We start from the raw sequence: 24,113 nt of genomic DNA on the forward strand, positions 1-24,113 counted from the left end.
GGTTAAATCGATTCAGGAAAAACTGTCCAGCCAAGATCCTGGCGCAGGCGTCTTAACATTTCTAACGCTTCGGGCGAGGGTGGCCCGATGACCGTGTAGCTGTCGCCTTCCATGTATATATACCCGTGCTCCAGGTGGAGCGCTACAGCATGCTGATACAGATCGGCGATCACCTTGTTCACGACCGATGCGGGAATGCCATTGGCACCCGACATCTCCAGCCCCTGCATCCAGGGATTATTAGCGATATCAAAATATTTTATATTGGAGTCCGAAACACCCAGGTACCGCAGCTCGGGATTGTGCGAAAGGTCAAGAGAATCGGCACCTTCGCTGCTTTCTGCCTTCGAAAAGCTCCTCAGATCAGGCAAGGCATTCAGAAAGATGTCGTCGGCGTTACCAAAGCCAAGCACCAATGCAAACGCCCAAACATTATCCAGTCCACCGGACACGGAAACATGATAGTCTCCCGCGGTGGCGTAGACATGATGGAATTCTATATATCCGTAGTTGTCGGATTCAAGCTCTTCCACGGCGCCATCGCCCCAGTCGATTGTCAGTGAACCCTCCGGCATATTTTCGTTCAGTGACATCCAAAACTGGAAAAAGTCGCGTCGGTACAACGCCGTGAAGGTCAGCGCCGGTTGCAGTGTCACCTGCAAAGGCACGCCGTCGAGCTCGGCCACCAGCTCTTGCAGTACAAAGGTGCGTCTATACGTCGTCAGCGCATCGCTTCGCACCACCAGGGTATAGGTCGCCCGGGGATTGCCCGGAAAGCTGATGGCCTGGTTCCCTGCGGACAGCTGGCGATGGTACACCGTATCGCCGTCCAGGAACAAGTATACATCGGCCGGCGTGAACACCGGCTGCGTGCTGTCGGCGCGAAAGACTGAAAGCTGGAAGAAGGGGAACGGCAATACGTCTACTTGAAAGGCGACGTAACCGAACTGCGCGGGCTGGTGTGCCTCTACCGACACCACTTGCACATCAACCCGGGCAATGGCGTTGTTGCTAATTGTAAATAGCTGGGGCAACGGATCGTCCACCCAGGCAGCCAGCTCGGATCCCTCCTTAGGAGCGGCGTACACTATGTTGCCGTCGCCATCGGCCACCAGGAAGTCTGTTAGCGCATACTCTCCGTTCGGCAGGACCAACGGTTCACTGATATACTCGTCGCCAAGCTTCAGCAACTGCACGGGCTCGAGCGTATATACGTCGTCGCCACCCGCCTGGCGGACGCTTACGTACAACGAAGCTCCGTTGGGAAGCGACGTTGCCACGCGTCCCTGGCTGGCCGCCACGGTGGCGCGCAGCGCAAAGCGTATGGTACCCGGCCGGGCCGGTGCCTGATCGTCGGCACAGTGCTGCCATGCGAATGCCAGCACGAGTAGGATACTCCATCTAAGGGTCTTTTTCATGGCGTCGTATTGTCTAAATACCAGGCGATGGACGTACTGTCCATCCAAGGGTCTGGTTCAGGTATACCAGCATCGCCATGGCGTCGGAAGAAGGTGGTCCAAGAATCTCGCCCGAATCGTAGGATGTCTCCAGGTAAAGCTCGCCCTGCTCTATGTGTTGCTCCACAGCGTTGTGGTGCAGATCGGTAATCAGCTGGTTCAACACAGACGCCGGCAAGGCGGTGTTGGCGGTGACGTCCAGGAACGTAAGCTTCGGGTTGTGGCGTATATCCACGTATTGTATGGTGGAGTGTGCAATCGCCAGCATTTGCAGGTTGGGGTTGTGCGAAACATCTAATGTATCGGCCGCGTCGCTGTATGACACCGAGATGCTTTCCAGACCCGGCAGGGCTTGCAGTGAAATATCGTCGGCAAGGCCATATCCAAATACCAGTGCCAACCAACGCACGGTGGTCAGGTCGCCGGACATGCTGACATGATAATCTCCGTGACTGCCATACCGGTGCTCAAAAGCCAGATAGGTATTTACGGTATAATCTTCCACCGTACCGTCGCCCCAGTTTATCGTAAAAAAAGCATCGGGCACGGTCACATCGGTCGTCAACCAGTACGAAAAGAAATCCGTGCGGGCCAATGCTGTAAAGGTAAAGGCGGCGTCTAATGTTACTTGCAATGGCGCACCGTTTAGTTCTGACAGTAATTCCACTAATACAAAGGTGCGGCTATACGTCATCAAGGCGTCTTCCTGTACGACGAGCGTATACGTCGCCCCGGGTTCACCGGCGAAGTCGATCGGTTGCGTGCCGGCGGGCAGGTGGCGATGATAGATCGTGTCTCCGTCGGAGAGTATGTATACATGCGCCGGCGAAAATACCAGCGCGGTGCCGTCGGCGCGAAAGACGGAGAGCTGGAAGCGGGGAAGCGGCACCACGTCCACGTGGAAGGTAACATACCCGAATTGCTCGGGCTGGTGCGCATCGGTCGGCAGCACCTGCACAGTTACCGGGGTAATGTCGTTATCGCTTACGGCAAATGTCTGTGGTAACGGGTCGTCTACCCACGAGGCGAGCTCCGATCCTTCTTTGGGCGCAGCATACACGACGTTCCCATCACCGTCGGCCACCAGGAAGTCTGTCAGCTCATAATTTCCACCGGCCAGGGGCAACGGTTCGCTGATGTATTCATCGCCCAATTTGAGCAGCCGCACGTGTTGCAGAGTATATACTTCGTCGCCGCTGACGCGCCGGATGGTGACATATACCGAGGCACCGTCGGGCAGGGAAGTTGCCTTACGTCCCTGACCATCGTTCACCACGGTCGGGTTAAGGGCAAACCGGATGTTTCCGGGTTTGGCAGGCTCATCTTCCCGGCAGCTCGGGAAAACAGTAGCCAGTAACAAAAGACTTACGAGCCAACTAATCTGTTTCATGTTGCGTGTTTGTGTTAAGAGGGTACTTTATTTGAGGTCGAAAAGGGCATGCCGCTACCGCCCCACACGTTGTTGACGTATGGACATAGCGATAGCGTGAAAAGCCTACGAGACAATTCAGCCGTGCTCAGCGCCGGCACAGGGCGTTGACACACATGGATAGATTATATCAGGATACGATATCTGGCAGACGGGCACAGGGCCAGGCCAGATTTATAGAAGAAAATACGAAGGAGGGCGCCGCGCGGGGCAGTCGACAAAAAGGCCAGCAACTTGTTTTCATAGACAGTGGGGGTTTGACGTGTGATTACATATTACCAAACAAGATTAAAGACGTTAGGAAAAAAAAGAAATGCCGGGTATAAAACTGGACCTGAAAAGGAAATTCTCGCAGGGTCTGATCACGACCATCACCAGAAGACTCAATATCACCTAATCCCTGGAAGAGTATATAAATGTAGGATTAAATATGGTATTCGCTACGCCGGCAAGAATAAAAATTAAGGAACTCTACAAGCGTTATAACGCTTATACAAACGGTTACCCAACATTGGGTATTTTCAGCAACACGCGTACCTTTGACACAGACATGAATACACTTACGAACGAAGAGATCAAACGCTACGGCAGACACCTGGTGTTAGAAGAGTTTGGCATAAACGGTCAACAAAGTCTGAAGGGCGCCAAAGTGTTGGTGGTGGGCGCGGGCGGATTAGGCTCTCCCTCCCTACTTTACTTAGCCGCCGCCGGCGTGGGCACACTGGGCATTGCCGACTTTGACACAGTTGATCTTTCGAACCTGCAACGACAGGTGTTGTTTACGACAGAAGACATTGGTCGCAACAAAGCCATGGCCGCGGCCGAGCGGCTGCAGCGGCTTAACCCTACCATCACCCTGCATACACATACTACGCGCATCACAGCGGCCAATGCACTCGAGCTCATTACTGCGTACGACGTTGTGTTAGACGGCACCGATAACTTTCCCACGCGGTACTTGCTGAACGATGCCTGCGTGTTGCTGGACAAGCCCCTGGTATATGGTTCGATCCTTCGGTTTGAAGGCCAGGTTGCCGTCTTTAACTGGCAGTATGCCGACGGACACTATAGCGCCAACTACCGCGACCTGTTTCCCGTGCCGCCCGACCCGGCGTCGGTACCTAACTGCGAGCAGGCGGGTGTACTGGGCGTGCTGCCCGGCATGATCGGCAGTATGCAGGCCAACGAAGTCATTAAAATAATTAGCGGCGTGGGCGAACCGCTGGCCGACAGACTGTTGTTATTGGAGAGCACCACCATGCGCCAGCAGGTGATTCGTATCAAGCCCCAGGGCACCCGCAACAGCATAAAACATTTGCTGGATTATGATGAATTCTGTGGGATAAGTGCTGATAAATCCAAATCTTTGAACGTTAATAATCAAGAACATACCATGAAAGAAGTTACCGTACAGGAGCTGAAAGAGATGATAGACTCCGGAGCAGATTTTCAACTGATCGATGTGCGGGAGCCGCACGAATTCGACATCTGCAACCTGCAGGGAGAGCTCATTCCCCAGGCCGACGTGCCGCACAGCGTAGACCGTATTTCAAAAGATAAAAAAGTAGTGATCCATTGCCGCAGTGGCGCACGGAGCGGCAACATGGTACAGTGGCTTGAAAAGAACCACGGCTTTACCAATCTTTACAACCTGCAAGGTGGTATTCTGGCGTGGGCCCGGGACATTGATCCTGAAATGCCGACCTACTAGAAGATAGCGCGAGCGCGCAATTACAAATAAAAAAGGCCGCCCGGATGCTATCCGGGCGGCCTTTTTCAGAATATCACTTCGCGTTATTCCAGCACTTCAAAACTGTAGGTAATCCTGGCGTTCTTCTCCAGCGTGCGCGCCACCGAGCAATATTTCTCTACAGATAAGCTCACGGCCTTCTCGGCCTTCTGCGGGTCGACGTTTCCGTAAAGACGAAAGTGCGCATGCACTTCGGTATATAATGCCGGCACGGCGTCCTTCTCACGCTCGCCGGTAATGGTAATCTTTATGTCGCGCAGGTCCTGGCGTTGTTTCTTTAGTACACTGACGACGTCAATGCCACTGCAGCCACCCATGGCAGCCAATAACATCTGCATCGGGCGCATACCGTGGTTGCCACCGCCGATGTCGGGCGAGCCGTCCATCTCCACGCGGTTGCCCTGCTCATTTACTGCCTCCATGTGGTAGGCGTCGTTCAGGCGATTTACTTCTATCTTTATCATAATGCTTTTACTTCTGCTTCTTGCTGCTGCGGCCGGGCCAGGCTGCCGGTTATCATCGCCGCCAGGCTTACCAGGGTGGCCGGCACCAGGCTGGGCCACTCCGTTTCGTATACTTCAAAGATAATCCAGGTGATCATCCCCAGCACCATGGCCAACAGGGCACCGGTGCTGCTGGACCGCTTCCAGTAGATTCCCAAGGTGAGCGGCACAAACAGCGACACCAGGCTAAGGATGGACGACTCGCCGACGAGCTCATAAATATTGCTGCGCATACATGCCATGGCCGTCGCCACAGCGCTAAAGACGAGCACCGAAAGGCGCGTGAGCAGCAGCAACTGCCGGTCGTTGTAGCGGTGCCTGGTCAGCGGCTTGACCAGGTTTTCGGAAAAGATCGAGGCCGGGGCCAAAATGGCGGAGCTGGCTGTACTCATAATCGCCGACAGCAGCGATCCGAAAAACAAGATCTGCACCGGCAGTGCCGTGTGTGCCAGCACCATATTGGGCAAGGCCATCTGCGGGTCACCGGCCGTCATTTCCGGATAGAGGTGTTTGGTGCAGAGGCCTATAAAGATCGGGAACATGGCAATCGTCAGATATAGAAACGCTGCGAAGTAACAGGAAAGTTCCGCCGTGCGCGCGGAGCTGGCGGACATCGACCGCTGAAACACATCTTGCGAGGGAATGGACCCCAGGCCCAGTACGGCCCACGCGGCCAGGTAGGTCACGATCTCGCGGGCATCCCATGCCGGCAGGAAGCGGAAGGTCCCGGCCGGTACGTCCTTTATGATATTGTCCAGGCCACCCGCCTTGGCCGTCAGGATTACGGCGAGGATGACCATGCCGAGTATGATGATGATGCTTTGGATAAAGTCCGTGATCGAGATCGCCCACATCCCCCCGATATAGGTATATAACGTGACGACTACCGCACTGATCACGATACCCTGCCACAGCACCAGGCCCGTGACAGCACACAGCACCAGGCCCATGGCCACCAGCTGTGCCGCGATGTAGCCTATATAGGGAATGGCCAGGAACAGGCTGGCGGTAAGCTCGGTGGTCCTGCCATAGCGTGTCTTAAAGAAGTCACCCAGCGTAAGCAGGTTCATGTTGTACAGCTTGCGGGCAAAGAACAACCCGAATAAGAGCAGACAGAGTGAGGCGCCAAATGGATCTTCCATAACAGCATACAGGCCGCCCTGGATAAATTCCGAAGAGGCGCCAAAGACGGTCTCCGACCCAAACCAGGTGGCAAACAAAGCGGCCGAGGAAATGGCAATGGGCAGGCTTCGGCCGGCCAGCATAAAATCGCCGGTGGTTTGCACCCGGCGGGATGCCCAGATTCCCACCAGTACGGTCAGGATCAGGTAAGTGATGATAAAAGCAAGCAGCAACGTACTACAAGGTTATGGCATGACTGCTAAAATTAGAAAAGATCACCGGAATTCCGCATGCCTCCCCGCCTAACGGCGGTCTTGTTTCTTCAGCTGAAAGGTGCGCGTGACGTTAAATCCGAGGTGGATCTTACCGTCAAAGAAATCGCCTTGTGTCTGGGTAATGAAGGTACGCTCCGTCAGGCTGGTCGTGTTGGTCAGCACCAGCTGGAACACGTGACCACCGGTCTCGATATCGACACCAAACCCCAGCGCGTTGTACCGGGGCAAGAGCTCCCGGGCCTCGAGCACATCGTTGTCGGGCGGATCGATGCGGTAATAATATTCGGTGGTCAGCGCCACGCTACGGGTAAGCTTTAACCGGCCTCCGATACCGAGCGCTACGTGATCGTTGCGCTCAACGGTCTTGCGAACGGCATTCTTATGAATAAATGTCGGCATGAGCTGCAGGGATAAGCGAGGCGAAAACTTGCGCGCCAGCAATAGCTGCGCGGTGTACGCCAGGCGGTCGGCCGTCCCGAACCCTTCGGGCTCGTTATCGCGCTTGGGCGAAATGCTATAGGCCACGCCGCCCAGGGCCGTCAAGGTAAAGGGAAAGCTGTTCTTGCCGGTGCGCTGCGATAAGGCTTTATACTTCAGGTAGCCGTCCATGATCTTGTCGGCGGAATTGCGACCGATGCTGACCGACAGGTTGTCGGTAATGCCATAGTCCAACCCCAGGCGCACGAAGGCTTCGTCCAGGCCGAACATTTCGTACAAGCCACCGTCGAGCGGGCCAAAGCGGTGGGCGAAGATAAACTCCAGCGTACCTGCCTGCTTGGTCTCGATGGTATGCCCGTTGACCAACCGTGTGCCCTTAAAGGTGGCGATGGTATAATCCGTCTCTTGTTTGGTTTTGTTGAGCTCGTCCAGCAGGTCGTCTTGGGCTTGCGCCAGCAGCGGCAACAGGGTGACAAAAAATAGAATTCTTGTGATCATAGGGTTATTGGGCGCGGTAATTAAAATCGACGGTGACCTCCACCTGCTGGGCGATATTCTGCCAGACAATTTGCGGCACTTTTATGGCATAGTCCTGAAGCTTGATAATAAAGTTCGACTTCATGGCCAGCGTACCGCCTTTGCGTTCGACGGTTCCGGGAAACTGTATGTCTTTGGTCACACCGTGAATGGTCATCTTACCGACGGCGTTAACTTGTTGCACACCTTCCACCGCCGGGTCGAACCCCACGATCTGTCCCTGGAAGGAAGCTTGCGGATATTTTTCCGACTCTACATACTTTTCATTAAAGTGCACCTGCATCAGTTTCTTCTGAAACTGAAAATCTTTCATATTGAGCAGGTAGGCGATATCGCCTTTAGAAGCATCAAAGATGCTTCTAACCTTGGTGTTGGTGGCGGCGATGTCTTCAATAACGCCGTCGGAATAAAAGGATATGGTGGACTGCTCCAGTACAAACCGATGCTGTGCAAAGCCCTGCACGGAGGTGAGCAACAGGCCAATCAGGAATAAAACTGTAAACCTCATGCGCACCTAATCCCCCCTTACCCCGTTTTCGATCCAACAATATAAAGCGTTCTTTTCAGACTCCGTGAGGCTCCCCACCCGCGGCATGTGGGCAGGATCGCTGGCCGGCAACTGGGTGCGACGCTGGATTTCCGCGGCGTGCTCTTGTAAATTGGTGAGCACGTTCCAGTTAGGAATTCCGCTGGCACCGTCGTGGCAGCCCGAAAAAGCACATTTGGTATCGATAATGGGGACAATGTTTTCGGCGTATTGCACGTCGACCGTGGTACAGTTCACGCCGCCGGGAGTCGGCTCGTCCAGGTTGTGGTAGACACAGGCTTGCATGGCGGCAAGCAGTAGTATCCAGGCGCACAGAAGGGTCTTCATACTCAAATATACAGCAAAAAACAGCGTGAGAGTGAGCGCAGGACCGGAAAACCGGCGTGAGCTTGGGATGGCTTACGGATGCCTTTAGTAGGGCGTTAGTAGGGCTTTTGTACGGCTTTGATACGGGTATGACCCCTGCCTGTCATACCTATATCAAAGCTATGGATACCTTTCGGGATGAGCAGACACCTTAAAAAATCGGGTAAACGCAGAAAAGCTCGGTAATTTCTAAAACGGTATAAAATGAGAATCCCCCGAAATCCTGGATTCCGGGGGATAATCACTGTCTATAGTTGGCTTTAATCTTGAATCAAAGATATAGTACGGGGGCTTTTCCGCCAGCATTAAATCGACCACTTGAAAATATCGCAGATGAATGGAATGTTATGGGCGATGAAGAGCATTTAACAACGGTCTATATAATTGAAAATCCCCCGAAGTTCTCGACTAAGGGGGATTGTCATGTCTATAGTTGGCTTTAATCTGTATCAAAATTAGGGTTTAATTCGATTTCTACAACCGATTGCGCAAGAAATTGTACAAAATTTCTATCACCTGACCGTTTCCCCAAAATTATTATTCGATTTCCAACGTTACCGATGGGTTGCCGAGTCGGCGGCGAGCGTGTCGTTTTTTTGCAGATAGGTGTCCTTGATACGCTCCTGTAATTGCGGTTTTGAGCCCGGAAAAGTGGTCCGCCGGCTGATGTCATAGCTTATCCAGGCGATGCCCAACACAAACACGATTGCCATGCCGGCAAAAATCTTTTTACTACGTGTCATATATACTCTACTACTTTGTCCGCCAGCTCGACGTTGTCGGACAGCAGCTCGTAAAACTGGTCTTTATTTAATTTCAAGATCACCGCCGTGGAGGTCGCCAATAGTATATTGGTGTTCACGTCGTTGGGAAAACCCAGCATTTCGCCGATAAACTGCGCCGGCGCGAAGCTGGCCGCGTGCTCACCGCGTTGTTGCAACGCCACCGCTCCTTTTACGAGCACGTAAAAGTGGTTATTGGCTCGTTCGTCCAGCGTCAGCGATTCGCCGCTTTTTAGCCGCAGCTCTTCGCTTAGGTCGGCCAGGTATGACAGGGTCACGCCGGGCACACCTTCAAAAATATCACTCTTCTGGAAGAAGAGTATCTTTTCAAACCGGGTCATGCGCCGTGAGTGGATGATAAGTGTATCGAGATCACGTTTGATGTCGGCGCCTAGCCGTTTCGTGTTCATCTCGTACTCGGTCGCATTGATCTGGTGCAACGCCCACGCCGACACTTCCCGGATGAGCAGGTCGGGGTTGAACAGCTGCGCGATCAGGTCGAGCTTAAATTCTTCGATGCGTTGCGTGCCGATCTGGAACAATACGCAGGCCTTCGTCCACCGGTTGGACTGGGTAAAATCACGGTTGATGATAAACTTCAGCACCAGGCGCGAGTCGAGCTTGATGCGCGGGTAGAAGTTCTCCAACCGGCTGATGCGCTCGGCTTCGGATATGTCATCGAGGATGGGAATCACGCGTTGCTTGAGCTGTTCAGACAAAAAGACGTCAAGTAGCTCGATGGCATACGTCACACCTTCAGCCGTACCGCTGTCGATGTTCTCTTTTACAAGCTGGATCGAGCGCGTGTCGTACAACATCGTCAGCAGCATGTAGATGTGCTCGATGTCACCCTTGATCTCGTGCTGCAGCGCTGTTTTGATCTGCTCGCTGAAGCTTTCGCTGCCGACTTCCTGTATGGCGCTCAGGTTCCAGCTAATGTCGGCCATATCGGATTCAATGGCGTATTTGATACGGGTGATCTGCGATATACCTGCTTTGAAACCGCATTCCCCCAACGAGAGGAGTACCTGCGACACCACCACCTTGTTGGGATAGTCGATCTTGTTCCAAAGGATCTCTTTGGCCCGCTGCCCTCCTACCCGGCCAATAACCTGTACAATGCGCAGCATCATCTGCGTGCTCTGGCCACTGCGGTAAAACGCAGTGTCGAGTGCTTGCAAGGTCGGCGCACCGATCTGCACCAGCGCGTTCATGGCCTGGTTGCTATAGATGGGACTGCCGAGGTTTTCGATCACGGCATTGATGATCTCGGGGGTATATTTCTTGATGGATGTTTTGATGGCCGTATTGCGCACGGTGGGCTCGCTGTCGATCAGTAGCTCCATGAGGAACGACGTACATTCTTCCCGCGAGGTGTGCAGCAACAGCTCGGACGCATAGAGGCGGTCGTTGGAGTTGTTCGACCGTGCCAGCTTGCGAATGCGGGCTTGGGTAATGTCGCCGCCGTGCTGAATGATAAGCTGCAGCTCGCTCCGGCTCAGGATGTTTTTTTGCGCGCCGTCTACCTTGTTCTCGTCCAAACGAATGACGTATTGGTCGGATACCGACAGGCCTTTGAGCTCGTTCATTTTCTCCTGCGCGTAGTGACGCACGGGCTCTGCTTCGTTCTTCATCAGGCTATTCACCCACACCCGGACCTGTCCGGCGTTGATCTTTTCCAGGAGCTTATACGAAAAGACGGCCTTTGATCCCTGGGGGATGTCGAGCATGCGCTCCAGCTTCTGGGTGATTAGCGTAAATCCTTTTTCAAGCTTCTCCTGGCGGATGTCCGATCCCTCGAGCTTGAGGCGGATTTTGTTGCGATATCCGTGGTACATGCCGCCCACGACAAAGAAATAGGCCCCGGCCAGCAGAATGAGAAACGCTGAGATATACAGCATGTTAAAGAACGGCACGAAGGCCAACCCAAAGATGGCCAGACCGGCGACAAAGCGCGCCACCTCGTTCATCAACCCTTCTACTTTAGATTGTACACTGAAACGCAGCCGGTTGTCGAGGGGAATAAAGAAGAGCTTAAATACCGGGTTCTCCAGGGAGTCGCGCAGCGTCCAGTTGAAGAGGCGTGTCAGGGCCACAAACAGGAAGAAATAGATGAAGCCCGTGGGCGCCAGCTCTTTTTCAAAGCCAAAGCTCAGGCCGAAGCCGATACAGCCTGCGGCGAACAAGGCGGTTACAGCCGGCAAAATGATCAACGATACACGTAGACCGTAGCTGCTGATGATGCGTTGGTTCACGAACGTCTGCATGATGAGGCTGATGCCGTACACCGCGCCCACAAAGAATGAGTTGAAGTTCGTGAGCGATCGCTCGTCGGTATATTGTTTGGTTACCAGCTCCTGGAAGGAGTACTGGCCGAGCACAAACATAACCATGGAGATGAGCAGAAACACGCACAGGGTGCGAATGTATTTGTCGCCAAACAGCTTGACCAGTCGTGTCTCGCGGCGGACAGCCTGCCCGAATTCACGCGGGTCATTTTTGGACAACGTAAACGACGATGCGATCGCGAGCAGCAGGATCGATACGATGGCGATGCTGATGGCACAAACCAACAGGTAGTCGGAAGTATCCTCTATAATTTCAGACGTGAACGGAATGGCTACCAGCGTCGCCAGGATGGCGGCAATAAGCTGGCCGGTGTCGATCCAGCCGATGATACGCTTGGATTGCCGGAAGTTAAACAGCCGGCCGAAGATGCCCCAGAAGCTCAGCAGCAAGATGGCAGTCATGGGGCCGGACATACAGTACAATGCGAAGATGAAGTAATTGTGCCAGGCCTGGTCACCAAAGTTCAGCAGCCAGTAGGCACCCAGGGTAAACACCAAAATCAGGCTAACGGCCCCCAAGGCCAGCGTTGTAAACCGGATGCGGTTTTGAAAAAAGGCAAAGGTAGAGGTCGTGATGATGCCCAGGCCCCCGGCCACCAGGAAAGCTTTGTCTAGGTAACTGCCCATGCGGTTCAGGAATAGCGAGTCGGCCGTTACCTGGTAGGTGGCAATAAACACCCCCATAAAAAAGCCTGTGCAGAGCATCAGTACAATCTGCTTCTGCTCTTCGCTTTTGATGCGCAACGCGTTCGCTAACCCTTTTGCCATACGGGGATAATCATCAAAGATAAAAAAATCCGGCCCCGATGAAACATCAGAGCCGGATTTTAGAAGTGTTGTCCGTATACCCTTACGGGTTTACCGGGTTATTTTGTAGCGGCCGAGTCTTTCTTCGGCGTGGTGCCGTTCTTCTCAGCGGTGTATTCGGTGTTCAGGCCCGTGATAACATCTTGCGAGATATCCAGGGCGTTGTTGGCCCACAGCACGTCGCTGGTGGGGTCGTGCTTCAGTACCACCTGCAAGCCTTTGTCCTTACCGTATTTCTTCAGGTACTCGGTTACGCGGGTGTAAAGCTCACGGTTCAATTTAGCTTCTTCTTCCATCAACGCCTGGCTCAGGCTCTGCTGGTACATTTGCAGATTCTGTTGCTTCTTGCCCAGCTCTTCTTCCGTCGAGCGTACTTGTCCCAGGGTCATGCTGGATACGTTGCGTTGATATGCCGCGATCTCATTTTGCAGGCCTTGTGCACGGTTACGGAAATCCTGCTCCATCTTCTGGGTCTTTTCTTCCAGGGTGGCTTTGTTCACCTTCAGATACTCGTAATATTTAAGTACGGTGTCAGAATCGATGTAGGCTACTTGCAGATCACCGGGCTCCAGTGCAGAGGTTGCGGTGCCGCCAGCCGGCTTATCTTTTGAAAAATGCAGGAAAAACAGGACACCAACCGCAATCAGCAGCACGATGTTAAGGATCAATGAAAGATTCTTCATGGTTAAGGTTCAAGTTCAGGGCGCAAATATGGTCAGAATTTAATAAATGGCAAACGGGGCGCCCCGCTGATCCTAATCGGCTTCCTGGGTCTGAAACGTATACAGGGTGGCGTCCAGCTTGAGGGTGTCGTCGTTGAATTCACGAATGAACTTATCGATGACCTTGGGGCTGATGACCTCCACATGCAGGCCTGCATCCAGGCTTACGCCAAACTCGACATTGGCGTCGACATCGACGTGCTCCTTTACCTTGACGGCTTCATCCTCCTCCAGCTCCATGATTACTTCGGCCATAAACAGGCCGATCTCCTCTTCGAGCGGGTCAAGCGCTGCGAGGTTCCCGTTCTCGTCTTCCTCGTAGGAGATCTTTTTATACTGCGGGAAATGTTTGGCGGCGCGGTGTTCGGCAATTTCGTAAAGCTCGCTTTCGTGCTGTAGCCGAAGCGTATAGATCACGGCGTCATATACTACGTCGCGACCTTCGTACTTGCCAATAAAGTAGAAATGGGCGTATTCGTCCGAGTTCTCGTCTTCGTCGTCGTAAACAAAGCTTCTGCCCGAAGCTTCTATCTGGGCCCGGTAGTCGTTCAAAACGTCTTGGGTAAACCCTATGTTCTCTGGTGTTGCCATACCTCGATTATCCTTAAGGATGTCTTTTGCTTTAATTTAAAAAATAAAATGGTAAACGCCGCACGCTTTACGGCGCAATGAAGGGCTTTATTCTCGTTGCAATTTCCGGGGGCTTACGTAAAAAAGCAATGTCAAATATGTGTTTATTTGAACCATTCGGCGTACATCGGATAGTTTCCGGCCGTACGGCGAATCACCGCCCGCATCTCGTCGGTAATGTCTTTGACCCGGCGCGCCGGCATGCCCGCATAGATGCTGCCCGGCTCCACCTTGGTGCCTGCGAGCACCACGGCGCCCGCGGCAATAACCGAATCACTGCCGATCTCGGCGTCGTCCATGACGATCGCGCCCATGCCGACCAGCACATTATCGTGCACGGTGCATCCATGCACAATAGCGTTGTGGGCAATGGATACATTGCTGCCAATGACCGTTTTAGCCTTTTGGTAGGTGCAATGGATCACCGCGCCATCCTGGATATTGGTGTTGTCGCCAATGGTGATGGAGTGTACATCGCCGCGCACCACGGCGTTAAACCACACGGTGCAATTGTCGCCCATGACAACCTCTCCCACCACCGTGGCGTTGTCGGCCAGAAAACAGTTTTTCCCAAAGCGGGGCTCGTGTCCACGAACGGATTTAATCAGCGCCATGTTATCAGGTTGTCAGTACGATATTGGCGGCAAGGTACAAACCGGAATCCACAGTGACTACGCGCATTTGGCGTAAAATCGCGTTATCCAAGACAGGTTTTACTGACAAGATGTCACTTTAAACACTAAAAATTGTATTTTTGCGATTTACTGAGCAACGACCATCGACCATGAAAAACCTGATCGAAGACCTGGACGTCATAACGCCCCGTGAGACCGAAGCGTGCGAGACTTTCCAGGTGTCCAAGGATCAAAATACCGGCAAAGCCCGCAAGCTCTACATTGAGAGCTACGGCTGCCAGATGAACTATTCCGACAGTGAGATCGTCGCGTCCATCTTACAAAAAGAGGGATTTGACACAACCTCGGATATCCTGCAGGCCGACGTGGTTTTTTTAAATACCTGCTCTATTCGCGAAAAGGCCGAGCAAACCGTCCGCCACCGCCTGAACCACATCAACGGCTTAAAGAAACACAAACCTGAGATGCTGGTGGGTGTGCTGGGCTGTATGGCCGAGCGCCTGAAGGCGAAGTTCCTGGAGGAAGAGAAGATTGTCGACCTCGTCGCCGGCCCCGATGCTTACCGCGACCTGCCGGCCCTGATCGGACAGGTGGACGAAGGTGAAAAAGCCATCAATACGTTTCTGTCGCGCGAGGAGACCTATGCCGACATCAGCCCGGTACGATTGAACTCCAACGGTGTTACGGCCTTCGTTTCTATTATGCGGGGCTGCGACAACATGTGCTCGTTCTGCGTGGTGCCGTTCACCCGCGGCCGTGAGCGCAGCCGTGATCCGCAGTCGATCCTGGCCGAAGCACAAGATCTCTTCGACCGTGGCTACCGCGAGGTAACACTGCTGGGTCAGAATGTAGACTCCTACAAATGGAGTCCCGAGAATAACAACAAGGCGTGGATTGAAAAACGCGGCGCCAACGACGTGATCACCTTTGCCGACCTGCTGGACCGGGTGGCACAGGTGAGCCCCGACTTGCGCATTCGCTTCTCGACCTCCCACCCCAAAGACATTACCGACGACGTGCTACACACCATGGCGCGTCACGAAAACATTTGTAAAAATATACACCTGCCCATACAGAGTGGCAACACGCGTGTGCTCGACCTGATGCACCGCGACTACTCGCGCGAATGGTACCTGGAAAAAGTGAGCAGCATTCGCCGTATCCTCGGCGAAGACTGCGGTCTGTCATCTGACATGATCGCGGGCTTCTGCTCGGAGACCGAAGAGGAACACCAGGACACGCTCACGCTCATGGACGCCGTGCAGTATGACTTTGCCTATATGTTCTATTATTCGGAACGCCCCGGCACGCCAGCGGCGAAGAAGTACCCCGACGACATTCCGTTGGCGGTAAAGACCCGTCGCCTGAACGAGATCATTGTCAAACAACGCGCGCACTCGCTACAACGCAACCTACGCGATGTTGGTAAGGTGCACAAAGTACTGATCGAAGGATTTTCAAAAAAATCGGAAGACTTCCTACATGGCCGTAACACGGCGAACAAGGTGATCGTCTTCCCGCGTGAACAATACCAGAAAGGGCAGTATGTACAGGTATTGGTAGACGAGTGTACCGGCGGCACGCTGATTGGCCGCGCGGTGCAATAACAAACAACCGAGTTATGGCAATTACAGACGCAGAAATACAAAGTGTAAAACAGCGGTTTGGCATTATCGGCACCTCGCCGCTACTGAACAACGCCGTAAGTGTGGCCATTCAAGTGTCACCAACCGATATGTCCGTCCTCATCACCGGCGAAAGCGGTAGTGGTAAAGAATCGTTCTCGAAGATCATTCACCACCTGAGCGCGCGCAAGCACGGACAATTCATCGCCATTAACTGTGGCTCCATTCCCGAAGGCACGATCGACTCCGAGCTTTTCGGACACGAAAAGGGATCCTTTACCGGGGCCCACGAAGCCCGCAAAGGTTATTTCGAAGTGACCAGCGGGGGCACTATATTCCTGGACGAAATTGGCGAAATGCCTCTGGGTACGCAGGCGCGCCTGCTGCGCGTGTTGGAAAATGGAGAGTTCCTGAAAGTCGGTTCTTCGAAAGTACAAAAGACGGACGTGCGTGTCGTCGCGGCCACCAACGTCAACCTGATGCGCAACGTAGAGGAAGGCAAGTTCCGCGAAGACCTATATTATCGCCTTAGCACCGTGCCGATCTACGTACCGCCGCTGCGCGAGCGTGGCCGCGACGTCGAGCTGCTCTTCCGCAAGTTTGCATCGGACTTTGCCGACAAGTATCGTGTCAAGCCCATCGCACTGACGGACGACGCGAAGGAAGTACTGCTGAAGTATCGCTTCCCCGGCAACATTCGCCAGCTGAAAAACCTCGTAGAGCAAATCTCCGTGCTGTCGACAGACGAGAAAGAGATCAATGCCGACATCCTGCTGCGCTACCTGCCCAAGCAAAACAGCTTACCGGCCCTTTATAAAACGGCCAACAACGACAAGGACGGCGTGTCGGAACGCGACATACTATATAAGGTCCTGTTCGACATGAAGAAGGACTTCAATGATCTGAAGAAGCTTGTGCTGGACAACTACTCCAACCAGAGCAAGGCACAGGTGGTGAAAGACCACCCGGATCTGTTTGAAGGCCTTGATGCCAACGAGCATCACCCGGCTACAGCCTCTGAACCGGTATTGCTAAATGTGTCGTCGTCTCTGCCCGATGATGACGCCAACGTAGAGGATGTACATGACATCACCCACGAGACCGAGGACGACTCACTCTCGATCGAGAAGAAGGAGAAAGAGCTGATCATGCGGGCGCTTCAAAAAAATAATAACCGTCGTAAATATGCGGCACGGGATTTGGGTATTTCCGAACGAACCCTATACCGTAAAATCAAACAGTATGATTTGGAAGAATAATACCATCGCCTCTGCGCAGGTGAAGGCCTTTACCCTTGTGGCCGTGCTGGCCGTTGTATTGCAGGGATGTGGCGTATACTCGTTCAACGGGTCGGCCACCCAGGCCAAGACCATTTCGATGAGCGAGTTTTACAACAACGCCGACCTGGGGCCTGCCAACATGGGCCAGACCTTTACCAACGACCTGAAGAACTACCTCATTCAGAACTCCAACCTGTCGGTGATAACCGACAATGGCGAACTGCAAATGGACGGGGAGATCACCGACTTTCGCCTGACCCCGATCGCGCCGGTAGCCACGGGTGACCAGGGCCAGTTCAGCAACGCTTCGTCGACACGGCTGACGATCACGATAAAGGTTACGTACGTCAATACCCTGGACGAGACCATGTCCTTCAAGGACAAATCGTTCTCGTTTTATCAGGATTTTACGAACGACCAAAATTTCACTGACATAGAAGAGCGACTGACTAAAGACATTTTTGCACGTCTCGTCAACGACATCTACAACGCGTCTGTTGCCAACTGGTAAAATTTAGTATTTTTACCAATCAGGCCCCTTGACTGTGGAAAAAAACCTCTTCATACACGTACTGAGACGCTACCCCGAGAGCTCTGCGGCGGAAGCGCAGGCCGTCCTTTCTTTGAAGGAGGCTTTCCCCTACAGCCAATTGCTGCACACGCTTTCTGCCCGCGTGGCCAAAGACCACGGGTTCATCAATCATCAAGCCGAGCTGCAACAGGCAGCCGTGTATGCGGCTGACCGCGGTGTGCTCCGCGAAATGATGACGGCGGAAACAGCCCCCAGGCAAATGGCACCGGGTGCGCTTGGCGTCATCCCCTCCGTTACGTATGGCAATCTGCCCGCTACGGTTACACAAGAGGATGACGACAATCTAGCCCAAGAGGTGATCCAGGACCTGGAACGCCTGCATGTACTGAAGGCAAATTTTGAATTATTGTTCTCCGACACCCCGTCCACGATGGCGGTGCCCGAAGTACCCTCCACTCCTGTCTTGTCTCCGATTGGTGATGAAGACACGGACGACGACGATACTGCCGCATCGGACAATGACCAAAGCCCGATAAAGTCCAAAAAGCAGCGTATCATCGAGCTGGCGCGGGCCGCCAGTCAGGAAGTGGAAACGCCTGCCGCCGCACGTAGACGCAAGAAGAAGGACAATAACGGCGAAGAGCTGATCGATGAGATTGCCAATAAAGAAACGCTCACACCCGAAAACGAGAAGCTGAAAGAGCAGCTCGAAATGATCGATCATTTCATCAGGAGTGCGCCCAGCATTGCACAATCCAAAGAAAAACCCCTGCCGCCGCCGCAAGGTGACCTTTCTACCATCAAGGCCGGCGAGTTTGGCGACAACATCGTATCCGAGACGCTGGTCGAAATCTTGCTCAAGCAAGGAAAGAAAGACAAAGCCATCGAGGTTTTAAAGAAGCTTATTTGGAAGTTTCCACAAAAAAAGGCTTACTTTGCGGCTCAAATTGAAGAGTTGAAAAAATAACTTATGTATACAATTGTCATTAGCCTGATCATCCTGTTCGCTGTACTGTTGGTGCTTGTCGTCCTGGCCCAAAACTCTAAAGGCGGTGGTCTTACAAGCCAATTTGGCGGTTCTGCCGCGAGCAACATCATTGGTGTAAAGAAGACCGGCGACCTGCTTGAAAAACTAACCTGGACGTTCATTATCGCCATCATGATCCTGGTACTGTCTACCAACTATATCGGCGTAAGCCGTGGTACAGAAGGCTCCAACAAAATGCTGGACCGTGCTGGTGAGCAAGCTCCCGCACAAACCGCTCCGGACATGAACCTCGGTACCGACAGCGCTGCCGGCGCACCGGCCACTGAAACACCTGCTCCGTAAGAAGGTAACGACTTAAGAATATAGAAAAGACCATCTCAGCAACGAGATGGTTTTTTTGTTTGGAGGGCTCCTGACTTTTGGGAAGGCCGCTTTCGTTTTCTCCAAAATTTACAGCATCTTCGCGACCAAACATCGCCATTTGCATGAGCCAGACAACAGACATCAATAAACTTCGCCAGTTAAGCTCCCAGGTCCGCAGAGACATCGTTCGCATGGTACACGCCTGTCAATCAGGCCACCCGGGCGGCTCGCTGGGCTGTACAGACTTTTTTGTGGCCCTGTATTTTAAGATCATGAAGCACGACCCCAAGTTCAACATGAACGGCAAGGGTGAAGACATATTTTTTCTTTCCAACGGCCACATTTCGCCGGTGTTTTATTCTACGCTGGCACATGCCGGCTACTTCGATAAAAAAGAGCTCGCTACGTTCCGTATGCTGAACTCCCGCCTGCAAGGTCACCCAGCCACGCATGAGCACCTGCCGGGCATTCGTATAGCCTCCGGGTCGTTAGGCCAGGGTCTTTCCGTAGCCAACGGCGCAGCACAAGCCAAAAAATTGAACAACGACGACCGTTTTGTATACGTCCTCATGGGCGACGGCGAGCTTCAGGAAGGACAAGTCTGGGAAGCCGCCATGTACGCTGGCGCAAACAAGGTAGATAACCTCATAGCGACCGTCGATTACAACGGTCAGCAGATTGACGGCCCCGTAGATAAGATCCTGCCATTGCTTAACCTGCGTGCCAAGTGGGAATCCTTCGGATGGATCGTGCAAGAGTTCAATGGCAATAACATGGACGAGGTCGTAGCCGGCCTGGAGAACGCCCAGAAGCTTGCCAAAGGCGGTAAACCCGTCATGAACCTTATGAAAACCGAAATGGGCCACGGCGTCGACTACATGGTCGGCTCGCACAAGTGGCACGGTGTTGCCCCCAACGACGAAGAGCTGAAAAAAGCGCTTGCACAGCTGGAAGAAACACTTGGCGATTACTAAGCCTTAAACATCTCATCATAAAAGAAGCCTGGCTGTCAATCGACGGCCAGGCTTTTTTTGTTTGTACGGATTGGATAATGTTATTGGGGGATCACCTGTTCCGACTTAGTCAAAAACTCCGTCCAGGTTAACGAGATGCCTGGCACCAGGTTCGGCTTTACATCTACGTCCAGGTAACTGGTATGTTCTGGATATTCTCTTAAGCTCGTAGTGAAATCGTTGCCAGTAGCACAACCAGGGGCCAACATTTCATTTTCATAGATACTTAAGGATTAATAGTTATATAGGTAAATATACATGCTTCGTACACTCGCCCTTCATGTGCCACGGGCACGGGCAACGTCTGCCATGTATGTGCACACTCAAGTATATACAGGTAATAATTTCGTATTGCCGCCAGGATTCCTTACCCGAAATATATAATCTTATACTCCAGTTAATATTTATACTGATACTAAACAAGCATTTACATATGAAAAAGCCGCCCGAATGAGGCGGCCTTCTGTGATAAAACCTGGGGTGTAGTCCGTCTACGGCGTTACGAATTGTGTCATGGTCAGGCAGTAGCGTGTGGTGAATTCCGTTTTTTGCAAAGCCTCTTTTAAAATGTATTCCCAATATCCGTTAAAGTCCTGAGACGCTATCAGGGTGACCTGCGCTCCATTTTCATGCGCCAATGTCGTAAACTTTCTTAGTGCCTCCTGATCGCGTATGCCCGACATAGGAACCTGGTCCGGAATATCAGGAATGACGACGCGTTGTTTGCCACTGGCACCATTTATTTCCCAGCTCACGCTGTTATCATCGGAAGAAGTTGAAGCAACGATGCTGACAGCGTCCAGCGCCTGGGTAGCGCTTGTCTCCCAATGAACACTGTTTACGCCTACGGCGAAATTCTCTACGTTGCTTTCCAGCACCGGCAATTCGGCAGGAAGCTCGGAGTATCTCCAAGAGGCACCATACATTTTGCCTGTTTGAGTATTCTTTAACAAAAAAGCAAGCGCATACGAATTGAAAACAGAAGGAGGCATGACAGGAACCTCAAGGCTTGTTCCCGCTAATATCTGCTGGTCTTGTGTGAAATAGTACGGAAACTCACCGTATGGATTAATACCGGTCACCCGTAAGTATGAAATGTCGCCGGCAGGCCTGCCAATTGTTCGATGGCTGCAGAATTCAAGGTAATCTGGATTCAGTGTATAATGCGGGAAGTCCTTAAACAACTCCGTATACTGATATCGATATGGTCGTTCCTTTGACATCAGCAAAAATCCTGACTTGTCGCCTTCGTACCACACCCTGGCTTCCGACGCCGGTTCCGGACCTTCTACATCCTCTACCGTTAAGCCCCCGGGAAAGATCCAGTCAAACCGGTCATCCTCCGTCCGAAAACCCGGAAGCGTCAGGTATGCAGTATTACGATATCCGCTTGTATTGTTATAGTCTGGAAAATGATAGTCTCCCGGGCGCACATCCGTATACGTTGTGACAAAGGTAGTTGATCCCAATTCCCCGAATGTAAAATTACGAACCAGCGTCATCGTAACCGACTCGGTTGTTAGGTTCGACGGGAATCCGAATGTATAGGTGCTCATGCCGTGAAGCTGCTTTGTATCCAATACATTGCCCCCGGCGTCTGATATAACGATCCAATAACTTTCCTCCTGCTGAAAATCATCCGGTGCCGAAAAGCGCAGCACCTTATTGCTCTTTGGATCGTCGTCGTTGTCACAACCGAACAGTGTCACCAGTCCAACCAGTAACGGTAGCCATTTCCGTATCATGTGTCTGTAGAGATTTAACGTATATCAATAACTTTATATCCCGCATGATGCCAATATCGGGCCAATCTCCGTCTTCCCAATATTAAGTTTATACCCGTATAAAAGCACAAGGCCGCCCCATCCCGGGAGCGGCCTTATACTTTGATACTATCGTGTCGTCGACCGACGAATTACTTCTCCTTCGCCAAACGATACAACATAAACATCATCGCAACAAAAAACGCAACTCCAAGCAATTGGTACACATCGGTACCGATACCAGCCACCAGGTGGTGCTCCACATTCATCGAGTCCATAACTGTCGGCAGGAATACGGCCAGGATGGCAACCAGCACGCCCGTCAGGGCGCCACCGGCAATCAGGCCTGTGGCAAACAGGCTACCACGGCTTAGCTCGTCTTCTTCTTTCTTCTCACCCTTGCGTTCTGCATTCCAGTCAATGTATCCCTTCAGCGCACCACCGGCGAAGATGGGCAACGTAGTGGAGAGCGGCAGGTACAGCCCGATGGCGAACGCCAATGCCTTGATACCGCACAGCTCCATGGTAATGGCGATAAACACCCCGACCATCACAAACTGCCAGTCCAGGTTATACGACAGGATGCCCTTGGCCAGCGTAGCCATGAGTGTAGATTGCGGAGCCGGATATTTGTCGCTTCCAATCGCATGCTGCAGGCCTTGCGCGACCATCTCGGGTGTAGGCGTATCCAGAATCTGCACGACCACACCAATGGCAACCGACGAAACGATGGCACCGATAAATAATGCCAGCTGCTGGTAACGTGGTGTAGCCCCCACGATATAACCCGTCTTGAGGTCTTGCGAAGTCCCCCCGGCGTTGGAAGCGGCAATACAGATCATACCGCCTACGACCAGTGCCAGTGGCTCATAAAACTTACCGGACCAGCCCACGCTGGTAAAGATCAAACATGTACCCATCAGCGTGGCGATGGTCATACCCGAAATAGGATTGTTACTCGTGCCCACCAAACCAACGATGCGGCTGGAGACCGTTACAAAGAAGAACCCGAAGACGACGATCAGGATACCGATGATCAGCTTTTGCAAAATATTGTCGCCGGGGATGATGTTATCCGGAAGCATGGCCGTCAGCAATACCAGGGCAATGCTACCGATGATGACGACCTTAAAGGTAAGATCACGTTCCGTACGCACCACGTTGGTCTGCGTGCCCGCGTCGCTGCGCATGGAGGCAATGCTTTCGCGGAAGGAAGAAACGATCGTTGGAATGGTCTTGAGCAGGGTAATAAAACCACCGGCGGCCACAGCACCCGCACCGATCTGGCGAATGTACGCCCGGTAGATCGCATCGGCATAGCTACCAAAGGTATGCGCACCGGCATCCCACGCGCCGGGTCCACCCGACGTGTTGATGTCGGCCAGGTAGCCCAGCTTTACCAACTGGAGGGCTATAGTATCAGGCGACACCAGCGTGGTCAACAGTGGCGTCAGCGCCCACCAGGCCAGCACCGAGCCGGCCACCAGGATGCCGGAAATGCGGGGGCCGATGATATAGCCCACACCCAGGTACTCCGGAGTGATCTCACCGCGGGTCGCTGCCGACGGCCAGTATTTATTGGCCTGCGACGTGACAAACGACGGCACTTCGGCAATGACGTGAAGTACTTTTTGCAGCAAGGCGTAGACTGTGGCCACGCCCATGCCGATAAAGGCGGTCTGTGCAAACACCCCACCCTTTTCGCCGGCCTGCAGCACAGATGCGCAGGCGGTGCCTTCCGGGTATGGCAGCACGCCATGTTCTTTTACGATCAGCGACCGGCGCAACGGCACCATCATGAGCGTACCCAACATACCACCAAAGGCCGCCAGGATCAGGATTGTTAAGTAATTGAAGTAGTGCTCGCCAATGCTCTCGCCACTGGCATCGGGCGACAAGAACAAAAAGCCCGGCAGCGTAAACACCACGCCTGCGGCGATCGACTCGCCCGCCGAACCCGTGGTTTGAATGATGTTGTTTTCGAGAATGGTGGTCTTGAGAAATTTCCGTCCCAGCGTAATGGCAATAACCGCAATGGGAATCGAGGCCGTCACCGTGAGTCCCGCTTTCAACGCCAGGTATACTGTCGACGCGCCGAACAAAATGCCGAACAGCGAGCCGACCAATACGGACTTCACCGTAAACTCCGCCATGGTGGTCTCCGGCGGCACATACGGCTTAAACGTTTTATTTACATCCAT

Annotated in this window: 21 protein-coding genes; 7 read left to right on the forward strand and 14 right to left on the reverse strand. The window is 53.0% G+C overall.

What is annotated here, in order from left to right; translation table 11 throughout:
• Window positions 1-2: 2 nt before the first annotated feature.
• Both KK062_RS26350 and KK062_RS26355 read right to left on the reverse strand, forming a co-directional pair.
• Complete coding sequence (locus KK062_RS26350; protein WP_254087374.1) at window positions 3-1,418, reverse strand: hypothetical protein; 1,416 nt, start codon at window positions 1,416-1,418, stop codon at window positions 3-5.
• Window positions 1,419-1,431: 13 nt separating this feature from the next.
• Window positions 1,432-2,847: a hypothetical protein gene (locus KK062_RS26355; protein ID WP_254087375.1), complete on the reverse strand. Its 1,416-nt coding sequence runs from the start codon at window positions 2,845-2,847 to the stop codon at window positions 1,432-1,434.
• Between the two features lie 589 nt (window positions 2,848-3,436).
• Here KK062_RS26355 and moeB point away from each other — a divergent pair.
• Complete coding sequence (gene moeB / locus KK062_RS26360; RefSeq protein WP_254087376.1) at window positions 3,437-4,597, forward strand: molybdopterin-synthase adenylyltransferase MoeB; 1,161 nt, start codon at window positions 3,437-3,439, stop codon at window positions 4,595-4,597.
• Between the two features lie 83 nt (window positions 4,598-4,680).
• On the opposite strand, the gene KK062_RS26365 is transcribed toward moeB, so the two are convergent.
• From KK062_RS26365 to KK062_RS26410, 10 genes are all read right to left on the reverse strand, one after another.
• A complete protein-coding gene (locus KK062_RS26365) occupies window positions 4,681-5,100 on the reverse strand; it encodes an OsmC family protein (protein WP_254087377.1) in 420 nt (139 codons plus the stop codon).
• Window positions 5,097-6,494 carry a high affinity choline transporter 1 gene (locus tag KK062_RS26370; protein ID WP_254087378.1) on the reverse strand — a complete coding sequence of 466 codons (1,398 nt, stop codon included), beginning with the start codon at window positions 6,492-6,494 and terminating at the stop codon, window positions 5,097-5,099. The genes KK062_RS26365 and KK062_RS26370 overlap by 4 nt, the downstream gene beginning before the upstream one ends.
• A 69-nt stretch (window positions 6,495-6,563) precedes the next feature.
• Complete coding sequence (locus tag KK062_RS26375) at window positions 6,564-7,472, reverse strand: DUF5777 family beta-barrel protein (protein ID WP_254087379.1); 909 nt, start codon at window positions 7,470-7,472, stop codon at window positions 6,564-6,566.
• 4 nt (window positions 7,473-7,476) lie between these two features.
• Window positions 7,477-8,019, reverse strand: coding sequence for a YceI family protein (locus KK062_RS26380; RefSeq protein WP_254087380.1), 543 nt, complete (start codon window positions 8,017-8,019; stop codon window positions 7,477-7,479).
• Window positions 8,020-8,025: 6 nt separating this feature from the next.
• Window positions 8,026-8,385, reverse strand: coding sequence for a hypothetical protein (locus KK062_RS26385; RefSeq protein ID WP_254087381.1), 360 nt, complete (start codon window positions 8,383-8,385; stop codon window positions 8,026-8,028).
• 593 nt (window positions 8,386-8,978) lie between these two features.
• Window positions 8,979-9,167 (reverse strand): hypothetical protein, encoded by a 189-nt coding sequence (locus KK062_RS26390; protein WP_254087382.1) that lies wholly within the window; start codon window positions 9,165-9,167, stop codon window positions 8,979-8,981.
• A complete protein-coding gene (locus KK062_RS26395) occupies window positions 9,164-12,322 on the reverse strand; it encodes a cyclic nucleotide-binding domain-containing protein (RefSeq protein WP_254087383.1) in 3,159 nt (1,052 codons plus the stop codon). Before KK062_RS26395 ends, KK062_RS26390 begins: the two co-directional genes overlap by 4 nt.
• A 98-nt stretch (window positions 12,323-12,420) precedes the next feature.
• Entirely contained in the window at window positions 12,421-13,044 is a 624-nt protein-coding gene (locus tag KK062_RS26400) for an OmpH/Skp family outer membrane protein (protein WP_254087384.1), read from the reverse strand.
• A gap of 72 nt (window positions 13,045-13,116) precedes the next feature.
• The gene (locus tag KK062_RS26405; RefSeq protein WP_317195814.1) at window positions 13,117-13,635 is read right to left on the reverse strand and encodes a hypothetical protein; all 519 of its coding nucleotides are present in this window, start codon (window positions 13,633-13,635) and stop codon (window positions 13,117-13,119) included.
• Window positions 13,636-13,817: 182 nt separating this feature from the next.
• Window positions 13,818-14,327 (reverse strand): gamma carbonic anhydrase family protein, encoded by a 510-nt coding sequence (locus KK062_RS26410; RefSeq protein ID WP_254087386.1) that lies wholly within the window; start codon window positions 14,325-14,327, stop codon window positions 13,818-13,820.
• A gap of 170 nt (window positions 14,328-14,497) precedes the next feature.
• On the opposite strand from KK062_RS26410, the gene miaB reads away from it, so the two are divergent.
• The 6 genes from miaB (at window position 14,498) to KK062_RS26440 (ending at window position 20,110) form a co-directional block, all read left to right on the forward strand.
• A complete protein-coding gene (miaB, locus tag KK062_RS26415; RefSeq protein ID WP_254087387.1) occupies window positions 14,498-15,955 on the forward strand; it encodes a tRNA (N6-isopentenyl adenosine(37)-C2)-methylthiotransferase MiaB in 1,458 nt (485 codons plus the stop codon).
• Window positions 15,956-15,969: 14 nt separating this feature from the next.
• Window positions 15,970-17,232 (forward strand): sigma-54 interaction domain-containing protein, encoded by a 1,263-nt coding sequence (locus KK062_RS26420; protein WP_254087388.1) that lies wholly within the window; start codon window positions 15,970-15,972, stop codon window positions 17,230-17,232.
• The gene (lptE, locus tag KK062_RS26425) at window positions 17,216-17,764 is read left to right on the forward strand and encodes an LPS assembly lipoprotein LptE (RefSeq protein WP_254087389.1); all 549 of its coding nucleotides are present in this window, start codon (window positions 17,216-17,218) and stop codon (window positions 17,762-17,764) included. The genes KK062_RS26420 and lptE overlap by 17 nt, the downstream gene beginning before the upstream one ends.
• A gap of 34 nt (window positions 17,765-17,798) precedes the next feature.
• Window positions 17,799-18,752 (forward strand): DUF8458 domain-containing protein, encoded by a 954-nt coding sequence (locus tag KK062_RS26430; RefSeq protein ID WP_254087390.1) that lies wholly within the window; start codon window positions 17,799-17,801, stop codon window positions 18,750-18,752.
• A gap of 3 nt (window positions 18,753-18,755) precedes the next feature.
• On the forward strand, window positions 18,756-19,115 hold the full coding sequence (secG, locus tag KK062_RS26435) for a preprotein translocase subunit SecG (RefSeq protein ID WP_254087391.1): 360 nt from the start codon (window positions 18,756-18,758) through the stop codon (window positions 19,113-19,115).
• Between the two features lie 143 nt (window positions 19,116-19,258).
• Complete coding sequence (locus KK062_RS26440; RefSeq protein WP_254087392.1) at window positions 19,259-20,110, forward strand: transketolase; 852 nt, start codon at window positions 19,259-19,261, stop codon at window positions 20,108-20,110.
• A gap of 530 nt (window positions 20,111-20,640) precedes the next feature.
• Here the strand turns inward: KK062_RS26440 and KK062_RS26445 are convergent.
• A complete protein-coding gene (locus KK062_RS26445) occupies window positions 20,641-21,894 on the reverse strand; it encodes a hypothetical protein (protein ID WP_254087393.1) in 1,254 nt (417 codons plus the stop codon).
• A 170-nt stretch (window positions 21,895-22,064) separates the two neighbouring features.
• Window positions 22,065-24,113 carry an OPT family oligopeptide transporter gene (locus KK062_RS26450; RefSeq protein ID WP_254087394.1) on the reverse strand — a complete coding sequence of 683 codons (2,049 nt, stop codon included), beginning with the start codon at window positions 24,111-24,113 and terminating at the stop codon, window positions 22,065-22,067.

The sequence above is a fragment of the Dawidia cretensis genome (genome assembly GCF_018598175.1).
GTDB classification, from domain to species: Bacteria; Bacteroidota; Bacteroidia; order Cytophagales; family Cyclobacteriaceae; genus Ohtaekwangia; species Ohtaekwangia cretensis.